Annotated in this window: 18 protein-coding genes; 9 read left to right on the top strand and 9 right to left on the bottom strand. The window is 51.0% G+C overall.

The window, feature by feature from the left end; translation table 11 throughout:
• Window positions 1–302: 302 nt before the first annotated feature.
• Window positions 303–1823: an oligosaccharide flippase family protein gene (locus GFJ39_RS11730; RefSeq protein WP_153431507.1), complete on the bottom strand. Its 1521-nt coding sequence runs from the start codon at window positions 1821–1823 to the stop codon at window positions 303–305.
• A gap of 9 nt (window positions 1824–1832) precedes the next feature.
• Complete coding sequence (locus GFJ39_RS11725) at window positions 1833–2936, bottom strand: glycosyltransferase WbsX family protein (RefSeq protein WP_153431506.1); 1104 nt, start codon at window positions 2934–2936, stop codon at window positions 1833–1835.
• Window positions 2937–3445: 509 nt separating this feature from the next.
• On the opposite strand from GFJ39_RS11725, the gene GFJ39_RS11720 reads away from it, so the two are divergent.
• The 3 genes from GFJ39_RS11720 (at window position 3446) to GFJ39_RS11710 (ending at window position 7615) form a co-directional block, all read left to right on the top strand.
• Complete coding sequence (locus GFJ39_RS11720) at window positions 3446–4702, top strand: hypothetical protein (RefSeq protein ID WP_153431505.1); 1257 nt, start codon at window positions 3446–3448, stop codon at window positions 4700–4702.
• A 100-nt stretch (window positions 4703–4802) separates the two neighbouring features.
• Window positions 4803–5951: an acyltransferase family protein gene (locus GFJ39_RS11715; protein WP_153431504.1), complete on the top strand. Its 1149-nt coding sequence runs from the start codon at window positions 4803–4805 to the stop codon at window positions 5949–5951.
• Between the two features lie 212 nt (window positions 5952–6163).
• Window positions 6164–7615, top strand: coding sequence for a phosphomannomutase (locus tag GFJ39_RS11710; protein WP_194285367.1), 1452 nt, complete (start codon window positions 6164–6166; stop codon window positions 7613–7615).
• 44 nt (window positions 7616–7659) lie between these two features.
• On the opposite strand, the gene GFJ39_RS11705 is transcribed toward GFJ39_RS11710, so the two are convergent.
• From GFJ39_RS11705 to GFJ39_RS11675, 7 genes are read right to left on the bottom strand one after another with little or no spacing between them, the layout of a single operon-like run.
• Window positions 7660–8667, bottom strand: a complete 1008-nt coding sequence (locus tag GFJ39_RS11705) for a hypothetical protein (RefSeq protein WP_194285366.1) — start codon at window positions 8665–8667, stop codon at window positions 7660–7662.
• A gap of 5 nt (window positions 8668–8672) precedes the next feature.
• Window positions 8673–9542: a glycosyltransferase family 2 protein gene (locus tag GFJ39_RS11700; RefSeq protein WP_153431501.1), complete on the bottom strand. Its 870-nt coding sequence runs from the start codon at window positions 9540–9542 to the stop codon at window positions 8673–8675.
• Window position 9543: 1 nt separating this feature from the next.
• Window positions 9544–10530, bottom strand: a complete 987-nt coding sequence (locus GFJ39_RS11695; protein ID WP_153431500.1) for a glycosyltransferase family 2 protein — start codon at window positions 10528–10530, stop codon at window positions 9544–9546.
• A gap of 3 nt (window positions 10531–10533) precedes the next feature.
• The gene (locus GFJ39_RS11690) at window positions 10534–10932 is read right to left on the bottom strand and encodes a hypothetical protein (protein ID WP_153431499.1); all 399 of its coding nucleotides are present in this window, start codon (window positions 10930–10932) and stop codon (window positions 10534–10536) included.
• On the bottom strand, window positions 10926–12029 hold the full coding sequence (locus GFJ39_RS11685; RefSeq protein WP_153431498.1) for a glycosyltransferase family 4 protein: 1104 nt from the start codon (window positions 12027–12029) through the stop codon (window positions 10926–10928). Before GFJ39_RS11685 ends, GFJ39_RS11690 begins: the two co-directional genes overlap by 7 nt.
• A complete protein-coding gene (locus GFJ39_RS11680) occupies window positions 12029–14206 on the bottom strand; it encodes a GumC family protein (RefSeq protein ID WP_153431497.1) in 2178 nt (725 codons plus the stop codon). Before GFJ39_RS11680 ends, GFJ39_RS11685 begins: the two co-directional genes overlap by 1 nt.
• Window positions 14207–14222: 16 nt before the next feature.
• On the bottom strand, window positions 14223–15707 hold the full coding sequence (locus GFJ39_RS11675) for an exopolysaccharide biosynthesis polyprenyl glycosylphosphotransferase (RefSeq protein ID WP_153431496.1): 1485 nt from the start codon (window positions 15705–15707) through the stop codon (window positions 14223–14225).
• 173 nt (window positions 15708–15880) lie between these two features.
• Here GFJ39_RS11675 and GFJ39_RS11670 point away from each other — a divergent pair, with 173 nt between their 5' ends.
• The 6 genes from GFJ39_RS11670 to GFJ39_RS11650 all read left to right on the top strand — a co-directional run bounded on the left by GFJ39_RS11670 (window position 15881) and on the right by GFJ39_RS11650 (window position 22410).
• Entirely contained in the window at window positions 15881–17290 is a 1410-nt protein-coding gene (locus GFJ39_RS11670) for an outer membrane beta-barrel protein (RefSeq protein ID WP_153431495.1), read from the top strand.
• A gap of 13 nt (window positions 17291–17303) precedes the next feature.
• Complete coding sequence (locus GFJ39_RS11665) at window positions 17304–17894, top strand: polysaccharide biosynthesis/export family protein (protein WP_228391923.1); 591 nt, start codon at window positions 17304–17306, stop codon at window positions 17892–17894.
• Between the two features lie 220 nt (window positions 17895–18114).
• Window positions 18115–19263 (top strand): glycosyltransferase, encoded by a 1149-nt coding sequence (locus tag GFJ39_RS11660; RefSeq protein WP_153431494.1) that lies wholly within the window; start codon window positions 18115–18117, stop codon window positions 19261–19263.
• Between the two features lies 1 nt (window position 19264).
• On the top strand, window positions 19265–20668 hold the full coding sequence (locus GFJ39_RS11655) for an O-antigen ligase family protein (RefSeq protein WP_153431493.1): 1404 nt from the start codon (window positions 19265–19267) through the stop codon (window positions 20666–20668).
• Window positions 20661–21317: a phosphatase PAP2 family protein gene (locus GFJ39_RS14095; protein WP_194285365.1), complete on the top strand. Its 657-nt coding sequence runs from the start codon at window positions 20661–20663 to the stop codon at window positions 21315–21317. Before GFJ39_RS11655 ends, GFJ39_RS14095 begins: the two co-directional genes overlap by 8 nt.
• A gap of 1 nt (window position 21318) precedes the next feature.
• Window positions 21319–22410, top strand: a complete 1092-nt coding sequence (locus tag GFJ39_RS11650; protein ID WP_194285364.1) for an SEL1-like repeat protein — start codon at window positions 21319–21321, stop codon at window positions 22408–22410.
• Window positions 22411–22508: the final 98 nt, after the last annotated feature.

The raw sequence follows: 22508 nt of genomic DNA, 5'->3' as shown, positions 1-22508 counted from the left end.
ATTAAAGTGGAACCGCTCTAGAGCTACACGTTAAATCTCTCGATAATACTTGCAATTAATCAAATTGGGTTTCGTGGACAAAGACTGACAGTCGTGTCCATGATTGATTCAACGCTGCCTTTTGGAGGCGTCGTTGGACCAGCGGATAGGGCTTTCGGTTGAGAGGGAGCGTGGCTTGCCGTCCTGCGCGAACCATCATCTGAATAAATCAGGCTGTTTCATCATTCCCCCAACCAGCGTAGAAGAAATGGAATCGCAGTATAGACATTAAAACCAAGAGAGTTTTTCGATCCCTCCACCTCTCAGGACCTGAATCTTGACAGGCATGTTCCGATTATTTTGGCTTCAATATCGTCAGCCTTTTTCCCGTTCAGATACCAGAGCACAAGCAGCGCAAGGATATAGACCCCTATTCCACTTCCAGCCAAAATGAACAGCCTCGCAAGTCCTGGCCACGTCGCGGGCAGAATACCGTATTTCATGCCTTCTATGGCGAGGCATGAAACAATTCCAGCCAGACCGGTACGCCAGTTCTGAAAAAAGATTTCGGTGTAGGGCATCTTAATCAGAGATTTGGTTGTCGCGAGGCAAACAAACATCATAATGAATGCTACGCCTATACGAGCCCAGCATGCCCCGATCGCTCCAAAGAAAATCGATACACCTGTAATAATGGGGATCTTAAGACAAAACTCAATAGTATTAAGGCGCATATAAAGATGGTTTTTCTTAAAAGTCATCACCAGAGCCCCGATTCCTTCAGCCAACCCCGCAATGATTGGAGGTATGGAAAGGAGAGCAATGTAAGTTACGGATTTTTCCCATTTAGGTCCCAAGATCGAATGAACGATTTCCTGGGAAAGAGAAGACATTTCAATAAAAATAGGAAGAATGACCATAAAAACGGCCGCGTTCGAAAGACGATAAAGATTTCTCAGACGACCCAGATTATCCCGACACGCGACGAGAGCCGAAAGAAGGGGCCGACTCAGAGGAACAGCAATGGCCTGAGACGGAATGGCAACGAGATCGCTTGCTATCGAAAAAGCGCCCAAGGTCGGTGCAGAGACAAGACGACCGAGAATGAGACGGTCGTATTGCCAGTTAACAGCGCTAAGGATTTGGGCGCCACTGCTCCAGCCGAGAAAATTTCTGAAATCATTCCATCGAGATAGCGTGAAACGTGGCTTATATTCGGAAATAACATACGAGACAGCCATGGAAACAACAGAACTGGTAATCGTTGCAGCCGCTATGGCCCAGTAGGAGCGCGTTGTAAGAGCGACCAGAACGGCGACGGTCATCGCGCAGCCCTTCCCTACCAGTTCAATGACACATTCGCGCGAAAAATCGAGCCGTTTAGCATAAAGTGCGAGGCCCGGACTCTGCATGCCACGAAATGCAGGCGCCAGACTAAGTGCCATGAGAAGCGGAAGAAGTCTAAAATTATCATAGAAAATTGAAAACGGAACGGAAACAACAAGAATAACAATACAGATTGTAAATCCACGCAAAAAGCTTAATGTAAATGCAGTATCAAGATGCTCTTTATCTATCAGGTCAAGAACAACGAGAGCCTGATACAGAGGCAATTCGAAAACAGCCTCTGCCAAATAGATTACCGACATAGCCAGAGAGACCATGCCAAAATCGGCTGGCCGCAAAAGATGTGTCAGGACAACAAGAGAAATAAAATCCAGAGCGCGGCCTGAAAGCTTGGTGCCAAGCAGAAATGCCGCGCCCCGCGCTGTTTTTGCTCCTGTGCCCGTTATGGCCCCATGTTCCGGGTCCAGAAGACTTTCTTGCTGAGAACTGTCAGTCACGAGTTCAGATCAGTCCTTCAGGGCGACCGCTACGGCTTCAAGCGGTTTCAATCCGAAACGCATCTCGGGTTCCAGAATATTGCCTTCCGCCCACTCATTCCAGGCTTTGAAGAAAATGAAATTATCACCACCAACCTGCCTGTTGCGTAACACTGCTTTGCGCACATATTCGCCCAGTAATTCAGGAGAGTATCCTTCGAAAACAACTCCTCTACGTTGCGAACGTGGAGTATTGTCCCAGCCAGTCGTGACGCAGGGGATATAATTCGGAGATGCCGGAAGGTCTTTGAAAGCCTGATTGACCACATCTTGGAATGAATAATGAATCGGTGCATTCATTGCTTTGCGCACAACATCAGGAAGACAGTCTGCCTGCGACGTACAGGCAAGACGACGTAACACACGTTTTAACACTCCTAATCGCCTGTGTTCCAGATAATCGCCAGGCCCAAAAGGCATCACCTGATCGCAACAGGTCAGAAGTTTATCGGTATCACTATTGGCCATACCGATAATATGCAGACCAGGAAATCCATGTTCGATTGCCAGATTTCGCAATGCCATAATGTAAGCTGGTGGGTCAGGAAGATCACGAACGCCATAGATTGGAAAGACAGGCCGCTTATTAAAAGTAATATAGCGAGGGTCACGGAAGGCCTGCGCGAGAAATGCAAAATGGGCTCGCATATCGGCAGCGCCATTATAGGTCTGTTCCATGAGAACCCGACCCGGAGCACCATGCCACACACCTGTCCAGGACTGGTTGGCCCAGCACAGACAGAAAGGAAAATCAGGCTTCCCCGTCTCCAGAACCTTGTTAAAAGGTTTCTCGAGGATACGCTTCCCATTTCCGAACCAGTAATGCCAGTAGCAGAACCCTTCAATTCCATGATTTTGGGCCATCTGCGCCTGCGCAGTATAGACCTGTTCGTCTAGCAGATCGTAATATCCTAGTTCTCTTGGAAGGATCGGCTGAACATGTCCTTTGAAAAGAGGTCGCGCTTTACGGACGTTAGTCCACTCCGTAAAGCCTTCGCCCCACCACATGTCGTTTTCATGGATACGATGAAATTGCGGCAAATAAAATGCGATTTTTCTTACTTCAGCGCTCAATGGGAGTCTCACTGTGATACTGTTTGGTGGGAAGGTAGAGAAGTCCGCGAAATTGGTCTACGTAGCCTAGATCTGTTCAGAGCCTCCGTCCGATCAATGATCCAACCATCCTGGGACGGAAGAACGCCAGACAAGGGACACCATACTCCCGTATTTCCGGATATGTTGTGGCTGTCATAATCGCCTTTTGCCTGTCTGTGCAATTCTTCAATCCAGACGAATCGTGATTGAAAAGCCGATCTTTCTTGACAGAACTCCCAAAACAGAACTTCGGCATGCATCTGCAAATCGGAAAGTTTCGGGCCGATTCTCGAGATTCCCGAGGATTTTCAGCATTCAGCGTTTATAAAAAAAAACGATTTAACGTCTTATTAATGAGAAAATATTTTTAAGATGTGCGAATTAAATCTGCATTGCTCCCGGATGCGGGTGCGCGGGTTGGATAATTCTGCACTCGAATTTTGAACAAAAATAATCCGGGTTTCCATGATATATAGGATACTTGTGTAATGGCTTCTACTTATTGGACTGGCGGTTCATGTGGCGATTTCTATAATGTCAAGAACTGGTCCACGGGGGCTTCACCCACGACTTATCACGATGTCGATATTACTGGAACAAGTTCAACGGCAACAGCTGAAGCCGTAGCAGGAACAGCAAGTTCGACGGCTGTCCCTAGCCTCACAATCGGTGATTACGGCACCCTCGACATCACGGCGTCTTCCTGCAAATCCAGTGAAAGCTCACCTGTTTTCTCGACGAGTTCTTTTCAGGTGTCGCAATACGGATCGATTGTAATCGATACCCATTCGGCTGTTCAGTTGGGCGACATCAACGTCATGAACGGGACGCTGACCATTGAAAATAACCGCAGCAACGTCTTCATGGGCGATGGTGAGCGACTGAACGGTACTGGCACGCTGAATCTTGTCAATTCGACATTCGGCAGCCAGACGGACGGCGTCAACATTGCCAATTCGATGCATATCACCCTGAGCGGTAACAGCTCCGTCTACACGGGCTTTCTGGCGACAGGCGTCTCTGTCTCTTTCGACTCCAAGTCGAGTGAGCAGTTTTTCCTCAACGGTCAGGACACAACCGTTGACACCAGCTTCAGCAATGTTTCCGGCAAGACGGAATTCGGAATTACCGCCAATACAGGCGAAACTCCGCTTTCGGCTTCTTACGTCAAAAATTCCAACGGCAGCTACAGCCTTGTTGTTCAGGAAAGCGACAACCATACGCTGACCTTGAGCAATGTATCCATGGCTTCAGGCTACACCCCTGGTACGCTTCAGATTACCCAGGACAAGAGCGGAAACTATCTGATTTCTGATGCCTCGGCCAACAATGGTAGCTCTGACGATCATTGTGGTCACTGGGACCATAACCGACATTGTGGCGGCGATGGACATTCTGGCTGGAATGGTCATGATGGAGGCCCGATGCACAATGACCATGATGGTAGCACTGCCTGCGGTGGTCAGACCGGGAACTGGGGCTGGGGCTTTGGTGGCGGCTGCGGCGGAAGTGATCTCGCCTCCTCCATTCAGAAGATTATTTCTGCAATGAATGGCGCTTTCTCGTCCTGTAACGGGTGGCAGGCAAACAACTGCGGTGGCGTCTTCGGCCAATCGGGCAATGCATGGGCTTGCTCCACAGTGTCGAGCCACACGGGCTCGCAGGGATGCTTCTCGTCGGCCATGCAGTCGGCCTCGCATTCGCAGCCTCCTGTGTATAACAACACGTCGCATTGGGGTTGCTGATCGCTTCAGCCCCCAAAGTAGTGTTCCAGACAGGAAAGGAGGCATCCGTATTCGGGTGCTTCCTTTTTTTTGTTTCAGATATTTTATAATGAACTAAGATTTGTCAAAGAAAGCAGCGCCGGTGTCTTATACGATTGACAGATCATTCAGGGTGACGAAATCCTTCGATAATCATATTTCGTCCCTTCAATCATTGCGCGGGATTGCTTCCCTGGTCGTATTATTGCGTCATTACGTGCTTTGCTTCCCTGTGAGCAGTTCTTTCTGGCTTACACTTGAAGGTATTTTCCTGAACTCCCATGCCGCAGTCGTTGTGTTTTTTGTTCTGAGCGGTTTTGTTCTGTCGCCTTCTTTTTTTAAAAAACCAGCAGGAATAAAAGAGATCGCGGGTTTCTATACGCGCCGTATCTTCCGGATACTGCCTCTCCTAATGGTTGTTACCACTCTCTCCCTGATTTACGTCAAGTCGCATTTCTCGGAAAGGAATGTTCCATTCCTCAATGCCTGGTTTCAGGGGTTATTAAATCATGATATGCCTTTATCCGGCTTCACGATCAGCAAATGCTTTCTTGGATTAAACAGTGCTCTCGTTCCTCAAAATTGGACGATTGCCTGTGAAATTATGGTCGCGATTGTATTGCCTCTCTTCATCAAAGCATGCAGCGGCCGGGTATGGATGGCTGTGCTTACCGCAGCCTCTTTTACAGGATTATCCTTTCTGATGATTGGCGGGAGTGGAAAGACTTTGCCAATATTTTATGCGATAGACTTTATTATTGGAATAATAACATTTAGAGTTTTGAAGTCACATAAAAAAACCTATCCTGATGTATTTTTCTATCTCGCTGTGATTGGGCTTCTTGGCGCTCGAGAAGTACTGGGTATCCTGACTCACCGAGGAGAAATCCCATTCCATGACCCTTTGTGCAGTCTGATTGAAGCTCTTTTTTCTGCGATCATTATTTACGGCCTGGCGACAAAAAATCACATGTCCAGAATTTTGTCTTGCCGTGGGCTCTCTCAGATCGGCGATATATCGTTTGGAATATATCTTTTCCATTTCCTGGTGATTGTCGTTGTTGCACGTCTGATGGCCCCCCTCCTGCTCTCAAGGCCACTATCCGTACAAATGTCAGGCATGCTGATTCCCGTCCTGATAATCTCGTTCATATCAGCATATTTCTGCTTCCATTTCATTGAAATGCCAGCCAACAGACTGGGCCGAACACTTCAGAAATACATCCAATGAGCCTCGACCGTGGATATTCATCCGTTTCAGGAAGCGGGCTGCTGCGGGAGTCATCTCCCCAATTGCCAAACAAAAAATGGAATCACAAGGCAGATCTCAAAAGCAGAGGGGTTTTTCGATCCCTCCACGTCGATGTATATTCGAGGAGATATACGCATGAGCTATTTCGCTGAAGACATGAGGCTGAAAAATAAATGAAAATTTCTGAATGGATGGTGCAGTCGGAAGTGGCGTTCGGGACAAGTGGCGCGCGTGGGCTTGTCACATCCATGACGGACGCTGTCTGCTTTGCGTATACTGTTGGCTACCTGATGTATTTGGAGACAGTCGGGGAGTTTAGTGCTGGAATGCCCGTGGCTATTGCGGGAGATCTACGCCCGAGCACTCCTCGCATTCTTCGGGCATGCGCTGCCGCCATCGTCTGGATGAAAGGCAAGCCGGTCTATTGCGGGCAGGTTCCTACACCTGCGTTGAGTTTGTATGCGTTTTCGCAGCATGTTCCATCACTTATGGTAACAGGAAGTCATATTCCCAGTGACCGGAACGGAATCAAGTTCAATCGCGCGAGGGGAGAATTTCTCAAAACTGACGAAGCCATCATGCGTGAACAGGACGTCAACCTCCCACACGGCTGGTTTGATGACCAGGGTGCGCTGACGACTGATATCACGCTCCCTCCCATCACGGATGTTCTGTCGCAATACATTGCGCGCTATGTGGAATTTTTTGGTCGTACGGCGCTCTCCGGAAAGACGCTGGGAGTGTATCAGCATTCGGCAGTAGGGCGAGACGTTCTGGTGTCTGTGATCGAGGCCCTGGGGGGGAAGGCTGTTCCTCTTGGGCGTTCGGACGTTTTTGTTTCTGTCGATACGGAGGCCGTGCGTCCGGAAGATATCGTTCTCGCGCGCGACTGGGCACAGAACGGTGAATATGACGCCATTCTGACAACAGACGGGGATTCAGACCGCCCTCTCCTCACGGACCAGTATGGACATTGGATTCGAGGAGATGTGCTTGGAATTCTCGCGGCACAGAGCCTGGATGCCGCTTCAGTGACAACACCGGTTAGTAGTAATACGGCCCTTGAGGCTTCGGGGATTGTTTCTTCCGTATGCCGTACCCGGATTGGTTCACCATATGTCGTGACAGGAATGATGGATGCCGTTAAGGCAGGTAATATTCCATCTGTCGGTTACGAAGCCAACGGTGGGTTCCTGCTGGCCAGTGATATCAGCCGTCAGGGGAAATTTCTTGCTGCCCTACCGACCCGTGACGCTGTCTTACCAATGATCTGCGTCCTGACCTCGGTTCAGGACAGACAACGCGGTGTTGCAGGGCTTCTTGAGGCACTTCCGCCGCGTTTTACACAAAGCGATCGTCTGCAGGATATTCCGGGAAAGCAGAGTGCAGCGCGTTTGGCCATATTACGTGAGGACGTTGCAGGAGTCAGCGAGGCTCTGGGTTTCGTGGCGGCCTGCGGTTCCGTTGCAAACGTCGACGAAACGGACGGTATCCGCATCACCTTCCAGAAGGGAGATATTATCCATCTTCGCCCGTCAGGAAATGCTCCGGAACTGCGGGTATATGTTGAAGCATCCACGCCACAGCGGGCCGGAGAGCTTCTGACATTGGGTATGACAGCAGTAGATCGCTGGATGAGATAACAATTCTTTTATGAGCCCCTGCTTCGGGCACGGGCTCATAATGGTCAGTTCGGGTTGAACGCTGGCAAGGCAGGTCCGTAAACAGATGCAGGACCGTTCATGACAGCGATCTTCCCGCGGACACCATAAGTATGGGCGGGAAACTGGATCGCACTATATGGGCTGTCGCTCTGGACCCAGTAATCACTACTTGCCTTCCCGTCAGACTGACTGACGATCACGAAAGACCCGGCTGTTATGAAAAGTGAACCCGCTGGCTGACCGACAAGGGCATGAAGCCGGATCGGAGGAGTGTGCGGGGGAGAAATCTCAATATGCCCGTCAAAACTCCATAGGCCCGATATTACCGCAGTCGTTGTGTTGTAATCCAGACGCGAACCGAGCCAGTCCAGTTCCATGCCGCCTTCATCATCTACACCCAGGCTATTATTGAAAATATTGACGTCTTCCAGGGCGATGCGCTCTCCTGCATCCACTGCGTTGGGGATCGTATACAAACCCGTCGTGTTATTATGGATCTGGACGTGAGAAAGGCCGAAAACGTAGGCATGATTGCCAAACGTCAATCCGCGGCGGAAACCGGAAATCGCAACATTTTCCAGTGTGATGGCGGCCGCACGGATATTATCATCGTTCCTGTTGTCGAGAACGATCCCATCCGCTTTCGGCTGGCCCGTCAGAACAATATGATCGATGCTGCTTGCGGCGGTATCGTAACTTTCAGGCTGCCCCTGACCATCTGATGAGACAAGAATTGCAGGCTCACCATCCGGCAGGCCCGAGGCATCCAGCACGCCATTGGTCAATCTCATGGTGAGTGGATTGAGATGCAACGTGTGCTGGAGCCTGTAAACTTGTCCTTTGAGATCAATTTTACAATGAGAAGGCCACGCCGGACAGGCTGCGATCATTCTGGCCGGGTCTGCTGCGCTGGCAGATGTGGATAGAAAGAGAAATGCGGCTGGAATTGCACTCGAAACGGTAAAAATCTTGAAAAATTTTCCTGTCATGAACCTGCCTTTACAGTCGCTTCGGGAAAGCTCCCGAATCATCAGGACTATTCCCCCCTTGGGGTATGCCATGCAGCCTGGCGGCCCTCTCTGGAGAAATATCCAGCCAGTCTGCCCTGAAGCGTCCTGAAATAATATGCTGCCTGATCAGATTTTCGGCGCAGCAGGCTGAGTAGCGTTCCGCCCAGGGGACGGATGAGGAATGTCAGGACCGTTCGCAGGGAAGCATGGTTTTTGCGGAGGACATATCCCATCCCCGTTCCGTAATCATAAGCGCGGGAACCATTGAGCGCAGAAGACTTGTCCATGTGACGGACCAGCAGGTTGCGATCATGATATCCATGTACCCCGGCTGACATCAGGCGCAGAGCAAGATCCGGTCCTTCGCAGGAACCAAATGGCGTACACGGACCCAGATTTTCGTCAAAACCGCCGACCTGTTCGAACAGGTCACGCGGCATGAAGAAATTGAATTCGATCAGGCCCGTCCAGATCGTATGTCGGTCAAGGATCTGGCTTTTCTCCAGCCATCGTCCCATTGCCGTTGGCGCGCCATCCAGGTTCAGTACGGCGCCCGTGATGAAACCCTGATTACCGGTCTTGCGAAAATACGCATCCACACGTTCGAGAGTGTCTGGTTCGTAAATGCAGTCATCATCGGGGAAGGCAATAATTTTTCCCACGGCTTGACGGGCGCCCAGATTACATGCGTGCCGTGGCTTGCGGACGTCAGAACGGACGTGCTTCACGGGCCATTTACGGCTGTATCGTGCAACAATTTCATCGAAGATATCCGCTCCGCTCTGATCAACGAGAATAACCTCGAAATCACGGAAAGTCTGGCGGTCGAGACCCTGCATGAAGGCTTCGACTTCGACCTGCCGATTGAGAGTAGGAACAACAAGTGAAAAACGCATGTCAGGATGCTACTTTTGAAATGGTGAGTATGGCGGCACGTTCAGGAGTGATACGGTTTCGGACCACGTCGCCAATGCCGATCAGATTTCCCCGCAGACGTCCCCTGCGATCGATGTAAGGTTCGGGTCTGAAGGATTTGAGAGCGTTGATGAGGAAATGTCTTCCCGCGCTTTTCAGTGCGTGCGACCAGGGATATGTTCCCTTCCGGGCAAGATAGATGCTATTGATAATCTGCGAATAACCAAGGCGGATACCTGACCCTTTGCCGGTCTTGTTCCCGAGATGCACGCCCCGGGCGCCATTGACCCTGACAATTCTGCCATGTGGCAGGAGAGAACGGGAAAAATCCATGTCCTCATACCAGGAATAAAGAGGCAGATTTTCATCGAAACGGGTACCCAGACGCTTTATGGCAGAACAGCGAAAAGCCATGTTGCAGCCATAAGTGTTGAAAGCGTCCTCAACCTGAAGAAGAGGCGTGGTTTCAACATTTTCGTTCAGCCGGTTGGCGTCTGCGATTTCCAGCCCGGGTCCTCTTGCACCATCTGCCAGAAGATGGCCAGTGGCTCCCAGAACGTCAGGATGACTATGAAAAGCCTCGATAATTCTTGAAATATATGCGGGGTGCGGAAAGAAATCATCATCCAGAAAGAGAATGATGTCCTCATTCTCTATACGATCTAGAATAACGTTACGCTGGACGGCAGCTCCCATATGGCCGGTAACGAATTCAACGGACATGCTGTCCCGAAGCGCCTGAGGTATAGCGGCAATATCACCCGGTCTGGCATAGCTGATGATAAGTCTGTGAGGCAGGATCGACTGCTTGGCCAACTGGTCCACGAGCTCTGCCAGGATTTCCGGACGGCCCGTGGTCGCGATGCCAACGACGACCTTGGCGTTGGCTGGCACCGAGGTCGTTTCGCTGCTTTTCGGTAGCAGAGCAATGGATTTCTTTGGATGTAACAAAGCAGTTTCAGGTCTCATGGCCTAGTCCAGACCGATGGTAACGATTTGTTCGCCATGGTGTTGCGCCAGGGATATGGTGAGGTCTCTGGCCTTTGTAGCGTGCGTCTTGTCCCGATACATTGTACAGGCATGGTCACTGTTGCGGATCGTCAGATTGTAGCGACTGTTCACAATCGTCACGAAACGACTGCCAGCGACCCACAACGCCATGTGACTGAGTGGCCCTGTCGGGGTCGGGTCAGAAACGAACAGGCGGCTCGATGCGGCATCCATAATTGCACACCATATCTGCATCTTTGCAGGTGATGGAGCAGAAGCCGTATCTTCGTCTGCAGTAAGCTCTTCCGCACTGACCGGCATAATGGTGCTGACTGCGCTCAGCACAACCAATATATGCAGGATATGGGCCCATCTCAGCATGCTGAGAATTCCTCTCGCATGATATTCAGAAGTTTTTCGGCTGCGATTGACCAGCGATATTGGTTCACCTGTTTCCGGCCCGCATGGCAAAGTGTGCTGGCAACATCAGGATTATCAAGAATTTCCAAAACCTGTAAGGTCAGATCGGTGGGTCTGCAACCGTAGCGGGCAGCCTGTCCGCAAATTTCATGCAATACTGGGATGTCGCGCGCAACAACGGGGCACCCCGCTTCCATGGCTTCGATTGGCGGAAGACCAAAACCTTCGTAAATAGAAGGAAACACAAAGCAGACTGCGTCGCTGTAGAGAGCATGAAGTTCCTCGTCCGTCACACGACCGACATAGGTGGCCTGTCGCAGATCGGGTATGTCAGCCTCAAAAACCCGTTTGTTCATCCCGCCGCTGATAACCAGCTTGATCCCACGTTCCGGTAATGTCGCAGCCAGATGCTCAAGGGCGGCGAAATCCTTGTGAGGAGCCATATTACCAACAGCCAGAACATATTTCCCTGCTTCGAGTCCATGGCGTTCAAGAACAGTCCTGTCTGCCGGGATGCGCGTAGCGTGTTCCGATCCTTCTGTAATGACGCTTATTCTGGCTGGATCAATCCGTAGATGACTGGCAATATCATTGCGAGCGAAGTTCGATACCGTGACAATGCGGGTTTTGCCTATCGTTAGTAGCCGGTGCAGTATTTTGTAGTAGACACGAAACTGCCGCGAATAGGATTTGGGTGTGGAAAAGACACCAGCATCATGGATGACGACGATCTGACGGCTGTTTCGCGCCGGCAGGATAAGAGGGCCAGTATTCCCCAGATTCACGAGCAACCCCGGCCCTGCTGCTTTTGGGAGGTCAATCTGCTCCCAGAGTTGACCTTGAAAGTAACCACAAGGTCGTACTGGAAAGCCAATATCAACCGGGGTGGACGAAAAAGAGGGACCCCGTGGTGTCAGGAGCTCGGGCTGTGGCAGGTCAGTTGGCCAGATTTCCGAAAGTGCACGTGTAATCTCTGTTGCGAAACGCTGGACTCCGCTTAGGGACTGAACAGAAAAACGCCCGTTCAGAGAGATCTGGGTTATGGAACGAGCAGCCATTATGGTGCAGAGACAAGCTTGCGATAGTAGGCATATTCACCGATCCGAACACTCTCTTCGGGATGCAGATTTTCGATATCGACGAATGTCAGAACGGCACCCAGGCAGTTCGCATGATGGGTGCGTAGGATTCTCTGTGCTTCAAGAACGGCACTCGCAGGCGTATGATGCCATTTGACGGCGAGGATCACACCTTCAGCGAAAGAAGCCAGAACACCCGCCTCGGGGAAGCTCAGAATTGGTGGCGTATCGATAACGATCTGATCGTAATCATCTCGATGCGCTTCGAGAAACTGTCCCAAGGCTTCAAAATTCATCACACCGCGTTCGCTACTCTGACTGGCCACGAAGATATCCATTCCGGGCAATGCCTCGCGGATGAAGCCGTCAGCGGTTTCATTCAGCCCGAGCGACAGCAGGACACTTGGACGATGGGCATCACAATCGATTAGAAGGGTCCGTTTGCCAAGCGCCCCCACACTACTGGCAAGTGAAATGGCAAGTGTGGTTTTACCTTCACTGCCCACCGCAGAGGTAATGACCGTAGTTTTCGTACGGATAGAAGGATTGCCGAAGGTCAGAATCGCCCGCATGGAATTGAGCATCCGGCCGTAAAGGGAATGCCTGGAACTCAGTTGCTGTCGCAGAGAACCTTCAAAGCGTGGAAGAGCGCCAAGCCCGAATAGATGGGTCTGCTGCTCCAGTTCGCTCAGAGTCCGAAGAGTGCTCCGAGAGCGGTCTCTCAGTAGGGCAGCCCCTGTCCCAAGTGCCAGGGAAAGCAGAAGTAGCAATATGCCATATTGTTTTTTGGGCGGTCCCGCAGGGCCGAGGGGTTGATCGGCAGGCGTAATGAGGCGTGCTTCCGCCTGCTGTATGGCCGTTTCGGCCGAAATCTGCCCAACGCGGGAGAGATAATCCCTGTACAGGCTCTGCGCGGCCGTCGCTTCGCCGACAAGCTGTCGCAGACGGATATCAGCGTGCTCCTCTTCTGTCGCATTGGCTTGCAGGGTGTTCGTGCGCTCTTTCAGAGCGTTGACCCGTTCCTGGGCTGTTTCAGCCTCGTAACGGAGATTTTGCAGAAGCTTTCGGCTTTCTGTGGCAATCTGATCATCAATCCGCGCCGCTTCGGCATGGGCCGCGATCAGCTCCGGATTCCGATCCAGAGCTGTGGCTGCGAGAGTCGAGATGCGTGCATTGACCCGCGCCTGCTGAAGACGAAGACTCTGGATAAGCGGTGAGGCCGTGATTGCCGTAATGGTTTCAATGTTTCCGTCAGATTCAGCCTGATTGTATATCGCCTGCTTTCGCGCCAGATCCGCTTCTGCTTCGCCAAGTTCACGATTCATCTGCGTGAGACGCACGTCATTCGTTGTCGCGGGAAGCGCAATACGCCCCTTACGGTCCGCATCATTGCCCGCGTCGTCTCCAAGCAGGTGCAGATTATGTTCCTGCCTGTAGCGGGAAACGGCCTGCTCTGCCTGGATTGCCCTCTCGCGTAACGGGGCAATCTGCTCTTCAAGAAGAACACTTGCGTTGCGCGCCGCCTGAATTTTGGCCTGCTGCTCAAAGTCGAGATATGCGTGGACATAGGCATTGGCGATAGCCGGCGCAAGGTTGGGCGTGGCGGACCGTGCGGTTATCTCGAGGATCGCCGAGCGACCGTCATTGCTTATAACCACTCTCTGCATGAGTAGGTCGGAAACCAGTTCCTCATGCTGTTCATGGGTCAGGGGGACTTCAGCTGTCTGGAGGCCGAGGCTCCTCTTGAGTTTTGACAAAATCGACGGACGCAGCGCCTGCTCGTATTCTGGCGTGTCCGCAAGATGCAGTCTTTGCGTCACCATCAGGGCAATTGCTGGACTTTTTATGATGCGAAGCTGGGTATTGAGGGCAACCAGATCCAGCGCGTGATCGGCATAGGGACTGAGTTGTGACGGCGATATCATGCCGCGAGCCCCGACTGCAACTTCGGCTACGGACTGATAATAAGGTTTGAGGCTCGCAATGGCGACACCCCCCAGAAGGAATGTGCCGCCAGCAACAGAACACAGCAGAATTCTGTGCCGTTTGAGGCTTGAAAACAACTGGCCAAAACCAGCGAACTCTTGCTCGTGGGCAGGAGTTATATCAATCGGGTGAGATGAATTTGGGTTCATGGTAGCAGAAATCTGACTCATAAATATTAATTTCCGCTTACCGAGCGCCACGTCTTAAAAAAACTGCCGGAAGGGTTTTCGCCAGAATGGCGACATCGTGCCAGAGGGTCCAGTTGCGAACATACCATCGGTCAAGCTGAACACGTTCAGCATAACCTGTATCGCTTCTGCCGCTGACTTGCCACAAACCGGTAATTCCCGGACGAATAGCCTTATAATACTCGAAATTTTCGCCATAATGATGGACTTCGGCCTGCACAATAGGACGGGGGCCCACGAGGCTCATCTCCCCTCGAATGACGTTGAGGAGTTGCGGCAGTTCATCCAGACTCGTTTTCCGAAGCACACGTCCAATACGAGTGATCCGTGGATCATGGCGCAGTTTTTGTGTTTCCCGCCATTCAGCGGCCGCCTCAGGGTCGGTTTCAAGAAGACGCTTCAAAACTTCATCTGAGTTTTTCACCATTGTACGAAATTTTAGACAATTGAATTCACGCCCGTTTTGACCGATCCGACGATGGCCATAGATTGGCTGACCGCCCTCCAGAATAATGAGCACATAGAGGATCACATAGATAGGAAAAACGAGCGCGAGCAGAAACACAGCCAACACAAAGTCAAATGTAAATTTGAAAAAACGCTGAACCGGTTCTTCCAGATTACTCCTATAAGATAGAATAATGGTGTCATGACTGAAATAAGATGATTGCGTCAGACCGTGCGTCGGCATCCCGGAGACCTGTGGAATCAGGGCGAAAGGAATGCGCTTCCGGGTCAGTCGCTCTATGAGGTCCCGAGAAAGTATATCGGTTGGATCAAGGCACAACAGGAACTGGAACCAGCGGGAAAAATTCGTTTCTTCAGACACCACAAGAAGGTTTATCGCGTCCGCCGGACTGAGGCACTTCGTGATTTCATGACTGGGAAGAGATTCACTATTCAGAATACGTCTTGCCTGATCCGTTTCCGCCTTACCGCCAACCAGCACCGTGGGGATTTGCCATAAATGGATTGCGTGCAGTCCGTGGCGGCATAACTGCCGCAGAAACTCACCACAAAACGGAAAAATGACCCAGGGAAGCAAGAGTGCCATCCGGAGATCGGAAATCTGAAATGCGAAAGCCCAGAAGCCCGATGCCAGTAACGCACAGAATGATGCCGCGATCAGACGCCCGAACTCACTCCAGAACGGAAATCTGTTACGGTATTCACCGCTAACAAACATGTAAAGCAGAACACCGATGCAGATTGGCATAAGATGACCTGCTGCGCGGAAGGCATTCATGTTTGCGTCGAGGAAAAACGGAGCACCAGTGGACCAGTTATGAACAACTGACGCAATCCAGCCTCCAGATATGCCCGACAGAAATACAGCCACCATATCGCTTAAGAAAAAAACGAGAGGCACCCGACGGGAAAACTCCATAACAAACCGGGAACGAATGCTGCCAACCGCAGAAAGCATCAGCTTATCTGCGGAAGCTTCGAAAGCACCCCGATTGAAGGAGGAGGATAATTTCATCGGTTCCCCGTGAATGAGACCAATTAACGAAAGCGATAGCAGTGTTGCTCACACCTGCTTTCCAAACGATCCATAATCATAGAAATTCATGTCGTTGATGGCGATTATTGTTTACATAAAAATTAACGTAAGTCCACATCAACGTGAGTTAATAAATCGTTATAGCATCATTCATGTATATTCCTCGAATGTTTCCATCGGGAGGATTTCTGGACATCTGTTTTTCTGATAAGAAATTCCCTATGTTTTTGTGTCGGGAAAAATCTGGTCTGAGCGTATTGTGCGCTCTGGGAATTGGGGCTGCTCTCCAGTCGCCACTGTTTCTGGGTAGGGCGGCATATGCACAGGTCGTTACACAGAATCTTTCGGCTCTGGGTAGCCCCGCAGGTACTGAAACCCTGGATGCTTTCCAAGCAGATACAAATCATCGGTACGGTGCTCAGGGCCTGAGGCTGGGTCCATGGACCATCAATGGTGAAGCCTCCGAAGGATGGGGATATACCAATAACGCCGACCAGATCATGGGCGGTGTTCCCAGCGCAGTCAGTCAGACCAAGGCAAATCTGGAGGGAGCACTCATTCAGAAGCGGAGGCGCGTCAGGATTGGGGCGTCCGTTAATCAGCTTTACTATCCTGAACGCGGATTACAGGATCAGACCAACTGGTCTGCATTTTTATCGGGAGATGAAAGGCTGGGCCACGATCGGCTCGAATATCATCTGAGTCATGAGAAAATGACTCAGATGCCATTTGATCTGGGAGCATTCGCCGCGAATCGGCCTGTTCCCTATTTTGTGCAGGATCTGGCCTTGGATGATCGGATCGAAACGCACGGAAAGCTTTCGATAATTCCGAATTTTGATCTGAAACGTTTTCAGTTTGCAGATCTGGGCGGCAGCGATGTCTACCTGCAGCAGTCCTACCGCAATCGGCTCCTGTTCTCCGAAGGGGTCGGGTTACGCTATTCCATGGCTGAAGGTAGCGATCTTCTCATGATCGCCCAAGGTGTCGAGATCCGGTATTCGAGCAACCGTTTCGGCCTTCCTTCCAGAAATTCTAACGGTTTTTCTGCTCTGGCAGGATATGATTACGAAATGCCCGGCCCCTTCAGCATACGGGTGCTGGGGGGATATCAGACACGTTCTTACGCGGCTTCGGCTTATAAAACTCTTAATACATTCTATGTTGAACTGCGGGGAACATGGACGCCCACGCATCTCACACGCGTTTCCCTGACCGTATCGCGAGGGATTGCGGACAGTGCGTTCGAAAGTGTAGTCGGCTTTGTTTATACCAACGCTTCGCTCGATATCCGTCATGCCTATTCCCGCAACCTCGTACTCCATGCAGGCGCGCAGGTTCAGCAAGGTGGGGCGGGAAAGACACCAGCCATTTTTGAACACACCCCACTGTATCAGGTCATGACATCCCAGCTAAATTCTGATTTCAACATTGGCTTCGACTGGGCACTGGACCGGAATTTCTCTCTTGGAGCCTCGAATGTCTATAGAAATGCCAATGCTGTCGGGACGGGGCGATACAGTATCGATACGGCTGTGATAAGCATAAAATATCAGTTGTAATAAAATTTTCATCATGATGGAATCTTTGGGGATGCGGCTTTTGTGGAACCTGCGGGAATATATTCTTCTGTGTGTGATTGGCTGTTGTCTGGCGGCCTGTAGTCCAGGCCGGGGATTGGCACCAGTGCCAGCATACGATCCGATGCAGTATAGACTTGGCACTGATGATGAAGTGCGCCTGATGACGTATGATCAGGATCAGTTAACTTCTGATTTCCGCATCGATAGTGCAGGAAATATTGATGTGCCATTGCTGGGGACTGTACATGCCTCAGGATTGACGACGCAGGAGCTCGGGCAGAGTATTACGAAGGCACTTCGGCAGAAAGCCATTCTTCGGGACGCAAAAATTGCGGTGCAGGTTACGGCCTACCGCCTGGTCTCCGTCATCGGAGAGGTCGAGCACCCGGGCCAATATGCATACCAGCCGGGTATGACGCTGCTTTCAGCTATCGCAGCGGCAGGAGGATTCACGTATCGCTCATGGGAGCGCTATGCGTATGCGATCCGACAGGAGGATGGAAGCACGACCACCGGCCTTCTCTATCCGCAGAGTTTTGTTAAACCTGGGGATGTCATCAAGGTATATGAGCGGCATTTCTGATGTTGCGCGCGCCCTTCTCCGAAGATGAGCAAAACCGCCTGTCCGTGAGGTTGATCAGGAGAAAAGCCAGTAGCCTCCGGCAACCCATATACATGTGCCGAGAAATGCTGCCAGACCGATGCCGCTTCCGGCAACTGGTTTTGAAGTCGGCGTAGTAAAGGAAGCGCAAGTCTCTGCTGACAGAGGAACTTTAAAAACCGCAGAATGAGAAAAAATAGACATGAAATCTATCCAGGTTGCGATCATACACGAATGGCTGGAAAACTGGGCCGGCTCTGAGCTTGTCATCGAGCAATTAATTAAATGTTACCCGGACGCGAAAATTTTCTCTGTCGTGGACTTTCTTTCTCCGAAAGACCGTGCGCGCTTGGGAAACCGAGAAATTCAGACGTCGTTCATTCAAAAGCTACCTTTTGCACGCAGGTTTTTCAGGCACTATCTTGGCTTGATGCCTCTGGCGGTGGAGCAATGGGATCTTAGTGGGTTTGATATTGTTATTTCCAGTCACCATGCAGTAGCAAAAGGTATCATCACAGGACCGGATCAGCTCCATGTGTCCTACGTTCATTCCCCAATGAGGTATGCATGGGATTTCCAGAATACCTATCTTCGTCAAAGCGGACTGAGCAGAGGGTTGCGAGGCCTTTATATCCGCTGGCTTTTCCATCGTCTGCGAAACTGGGACGTGAGGGCTGCGGCAGGTGTGGACGCATTTGTGGCAAATTCAGGTTACATTGCCCGCCGGATCCGCAAGACCTGGCGACGAGAGGCCCATGTCATTCCGCCGCCTGTCAATCTAAATCGTTTTTCCGTAAATGGTACAAAGGAAGATTACTACGTCGTTGTTTCTCGTCTGGTACCCTACAAGCGAATTGATCTGGTGGTTGAGGCGTTCCATCGCATGCCCGATCGGAAGCTGATCGTCATCGGCGGCGGAACCGATGCGGATCTTGTCCGACAGAAAGCCGCCGGGGCTTCAAATATCAGCCTCAAGGGACATGTCCCAGACGGGGAATTGCAGATGATGCTAAGTCAGGCGCGGGCGTTCGTATATGCCGGGGAAGAAGATTTTGGTATTTCTCTTGTCGAGGCTCAGGCAGCAGGAACTCCCGTAATCGCTTACGGACGTGGAGGCGCCTGCGATATTGTTCAGCCTGGCAAAACAGGTCTTCTGTTTGATACCCAGAGTGTGGAAAGCATCATCGGTGCAGTGAATACATTTGAAGAACATGAAAAAGACATGACACCAGAACTCTGTCATCAGAATGCGCTCCGGTTTTCAGAAGAACTGTTCCGATCTCGTTTTATGACGTTTGTAGACCAGCAATGGAAGACATTTATGCCCTCCCGAGCGGTCAACAAGGTCTGACATGGGTTTGACTGCGATGGGGCTGATCTTCTGGCCCCTCTGCCTTATCTTCTTTTTCAGAAAAGATCCGCAGCGTCTTCTGGAGCTGACTCTTATTGGAGGAGTTTTACAGGCTTCCGCTGTTCTGGTGTTGGGAGGGCTGGGCCTACAGCCTTCCATGGCTCCGGGAATGATATTTATTGCCTTTATGGGACTTCAGCTTGCACTGGGCATCACCTTTCCTGAAGCAATGCGCCCGATAAGATTTTGTGCACCGCTGTTTTTTTCGTTTTTTTGGGCAATCCTTGGCTCCATTCTCCTGCCGCGCCTGTTTGAAGAAAAAGTTCTTGTCTGGCCTCAGAAGCTGGATGAGATTGCAACCCGCATACCACTCTCCCCTCAACGTGGTAACATGACGCAGGACGCCTACCTTGTACTTGATCTTGTCATGTTCGTCATGACGGTATTATTCCTGACGAGACGCGAAGCCGACCCGCAGCGTCTTTATCGAGCCTATCTCATAGGCGCGATGCTTGCGTGTGTAGTCGGGTTCTGGGAAATGGCGCACAGACTTATAGGAAGTATTCCATTTCCTAAAACCCTTTTTTATTCCAATCCTGGATGGGCTGTGCTTGATACGCAAATGAGCGGTCCAGTGCCGCGCATCAACTCCACGTTTACTGAACCTGCGGCCTGCGCAACATTTCTTATCGGTACACTCTATTCAACAGTTTGGTCGACATTAAGGGGGTATGGCGGATGGCTGACACGGCTCATGCTGGTCATGAGCATACTTTGTCTGCTGATGACGACTTCGACCACCGGGTATATTGCGATGTTGGTCGGGATGCTGCTGTTGGTCATCTATGCCATTATAAGTCGAAAACGGCAGTTGTTCCGGCGGTTGATGCTGTTCATCGGAGTCGGCGTCCTGTGTATGGGCTTCACGACATTCGCCCTCGCGGCATTCGCGCCTGATGTTATCAAGGGGGCGGCGGCAGTCATTCTGGAAACACAGGAAAAGAAGCAATCCGTTTCTTATGAAGAGCGCAGTCAGAAAGATACTGATTCATACCAGCTTGCCTGGGAGACTTATGGGCTCGGAACCGGGTGGGGGAGCAATCGTTCTTCCAGTCTTCTTCCAGGCTTTCTGTCCACTATTGGGGTGGTGGGCATTCTGGGACTCGTCATCTGGAACGGGCGGCTTTTTGCAACCATATTCCGTACCCTGAAGGTAGCGGCAAATGAACAGTCGGTCGATGCATGGATGATCGAGGCAACAATGACTGCACTGCTAGGACGGACAGTGGCGACGCTTATTTCCGGTCCCGTTCTGGGGACAATGGATTTCTATGTGCTGCTGGCCATATTGGTCTCATCCCTGATGAGGGCTCAGGCCAGAAAGAGAAAAACGCTGCGTGCCTGACAGTACCCTTATTCTCATCGGCTTTCTGAGTGATTTCGGGGACGAAAACATTCTGTGGCCCCTGATGGCATTGATCAGCCTGACTCTTATCCTCCAAGGACGATACAGGATATTCCTGCAGTACTCTATTCTGATACTTCTGGTCTTCGGGATAACACTGATCCTCAAGCTTTGTTTCGAGGCATGCGGGCGTTTTCCGGGACAAAGCCTATACAGTCCTAGTGGACATACGGCCGGTATGACTTTTGTCTATGGTGGAGTGGCAGTACTTTTCAGCCGGTCTCTGCGTATGTGGCTTGCTGTGGCATTTGGAGTTGCGCTTTTGGCAGGATGCGCACGGATCGTTCTTCATGTCCATTCGTTTGCAGAAGTTTCTGTTGGTGCGAGTGTTGGTTTGCTGGGTGTCCTGTTTCTGATACTGGCAAGGAAAAACGAATTACGCACGTCTTCAGGAACGGCATGGTCAAAACGGCCTATTGTCTTCCTGATAATAGGTGGTTTGGTTCTGACGATCGGCCTGCATGGCCTGCGCTCCCCGGCGGAGACATGGCTTGAGTATTTTTCGCACCAGTTTGTTGCGCCGTTCATGCGCTGTCCCGCGACCCAATCTGCATTCCAGCAACCACATCATAATGATACGGAAAAATAATATGAAAAAATTCAGCGTCCCATTATTTGGTACTCCTGAAGCAAAAATCAAACATGCGCAGAATCTTCTGAAAAACGGGAAAACCAGACGCGGAATGAAGCAGCTTCATGTACTGGCGACCGCAGGAAATGCGGAAGCGCAGTTCATGCTCGGAGAACTGTACATGGCCGATCAGGACGTTCCGATGAATGGAAACGAGGCGCTCCGCTGGTTCAGGCAAGCCGCAGGACAACATCATACCAAAGCCTGTCACAGACTGGGCGTACTGAGTTACATGGGCTTCAGCGTATCCGCTGAAGAGCGGGCCACAGTGTTCGATATGACACTGACGCAAGGAAAACCTGATTATGCAAAGGCTCTCTTCTGGGCCGAGAGAGCAGCGGAAGGCGGTGATTTTGACGGTATGGTGCTGGCAGCACATCTCCTGACGCAAGGACCGGAAACTCTTCGTGACATTGTAAGAGGCCGCGCACTTTATCAACATGCGGCGGAAGGTGGAAATGTTCAGGGTTTATACGGGCATGGCGTTGCGCTGCTTGGTGCAGCGCAAACGCCCGAAGAACGCCGCAAAGCGGTAGCATTCATTCAGCAAGCATCTACAGACGGCCTGCCGGAAGCCGAGTTGATGCTTGGTACAATTCTGGAATACGAGGGCGGCAAAGATGCCCAAGCGTTCGGATATTTCATGAAAGCGGCAACACAGAACCATCCGGCGGCGCAGATGAAGGTCGGAGTGGCTTATTATCAGGGACGAGGCGTCGAACGGGATGTATCGAAAGCCGAAACATGGCTAAGAAAAGCCGCTCAGGGCGGTGAGATTGAAGCTATCGCATTGGTCGGCGATATCAACCTTCAGGGAGATGGCGTTGCTCCCAATTTTCTTGAAGCCCATTCCTGGTATCGTCGAGCTTTCGAAGCCGGGCATGTTGGGGCAGCAGTAACACTTGCCCAGTTATTCTATAATGGAATGGGCTGCGAGACCGATCATGCAGAAGCGAAGCGGCTTCTGGACTTTGCCGCAGATCATGGAAGTGAAAAAGCAATCAAATTGCGTCAGCTCTTTGAAGTCTATTCCGCTCAATCCATTTCGTAAATTGGTACCGTAAGGAAGAAAAATGTTCGGTTATCTATTAATGTATACTGTTAATATCGTGTGATAATAGCTCGCCATTACTCCTTGAATCTTGCGGC

Origin of the sequence: Gluconobacter aidae, from assembly GCF_009547075.1 — a bacterium.
GTDB classification, from domain to species: Bacteria; Pseudomonadota; Alphaproteobacteria; order Acetobacterales; family Acetobacteraceae; genus Gluconobacter; species Gluconobacter aidae.
The sequence above is the reverse complement of the archived record's forward strand: the minus strand, read 5'-3'. Positions and strand labels throughout refer to the sequence as shown.

Excerpts from the sequence above, each read along its gene's own strand:
- GFJ39_RS11720 (WP_153431505.1), top strand. The coding sequence starts at position 3,446 with ATGGCTTCTACTTATTGGACTGGCGGTTCATGTGGCGATTTCTATAAT.
- GFJ39_RS11710 (WP_194285367.1), top strand. The coding sequence starts at position 6,164 with ATGGTGCAGTCGGAAGTGGCGTTCGGGACAAGTGGCGCGCGTGGGCTT.
- GFJ39_RS11705 (WP_194285366.1), bottom strand. The coding sequence starts at position 8,667 with ATGATTCGGGAGCTTTCCCGAAGCGACTGTAAAGGCAGGTTCATGACA.
- GFJ39_RS11700 (WP_153431501.1), bottom strand. The coding sequence starts at position 9,542 with ATGCGTTTTTCACTTGTTGTTCCTACTCTCAATCGGCAGGTCGAAGTC.
- GFJ39_RS11695 (WP_153431500.1), bottom strand. The coding sequence starts at position 10,530 with ATGAGACCTGAAACTGCTTTGTTACATCCAAAGAAATCCATTGCTCTG.
- GFJ39_RS11690 (WP_153431499.1), bottom strand. The coding sequence starts at position 10,932 with ATGCTGAGATGGGCCCATATCCTGCATATATTGGTTGTGCTGAGCGCA.
- GFJ39_RS11685 (WP_153431498.1), bottom strand. The coding sequence starts at position 12,029 with ATGGCTGCTCGTTCCATAACCCAGATCTCTCTGAACGGGCGTTTTTCT.
- GFJ39_RS11680 (WP_153431497.1), bottom strand. The coding sequence starts at position 14,206 with ATGAGTCAGATTTCTGCTACCATGAACCCAAATTCATCTCACCCGATT.
- GFJ39_RS11675 (WP_153431496.1), bottom strand. The coding sequence starts at position 15,707 with ATGAAATTATCCTCCTCCTTCAATCGGGGTGCTTTCGAAGCTTCCGCA.
- GFJ39_RS11670 (WP_153431495.1), top strand. The coding sequence starts at position 15,881 with ATGTATATTCCTCGAATGTTTCCATCGGGAGGATTTCTGGACATCTGT.
- GFJ39_RS11665 (WP_228391923.1), top strand. The coding sequence starts at position 17,304 with ATGATGGAATCTTTGGGGATGCGGCTTTTGTGGAACCTGCGGGAATAT.
- GFJ39_RS11660 (WP_153431494.1), top strand. The coding sequence starts at position 18,115 with ATGAAATCTATCCAGGTTGCGATCATACACGAATGGCTGGAAAACTGG.
- GFJ39_RS11655 (WP_153431493.1), top strand. The coding sequence starts at position 19,265 with ATGGGTTTGACTGCGATGGGGCTGATCTTCTGGCCCCTCTGCCTTATC.
- GFJ39_RS11650 (WP_194285364.1), top strand. The coding sequence starts at position 21,319 with ATGAAAAAATTCAGCGTCCCATTATTTGGTACTCCTGAAGCAAAAATC.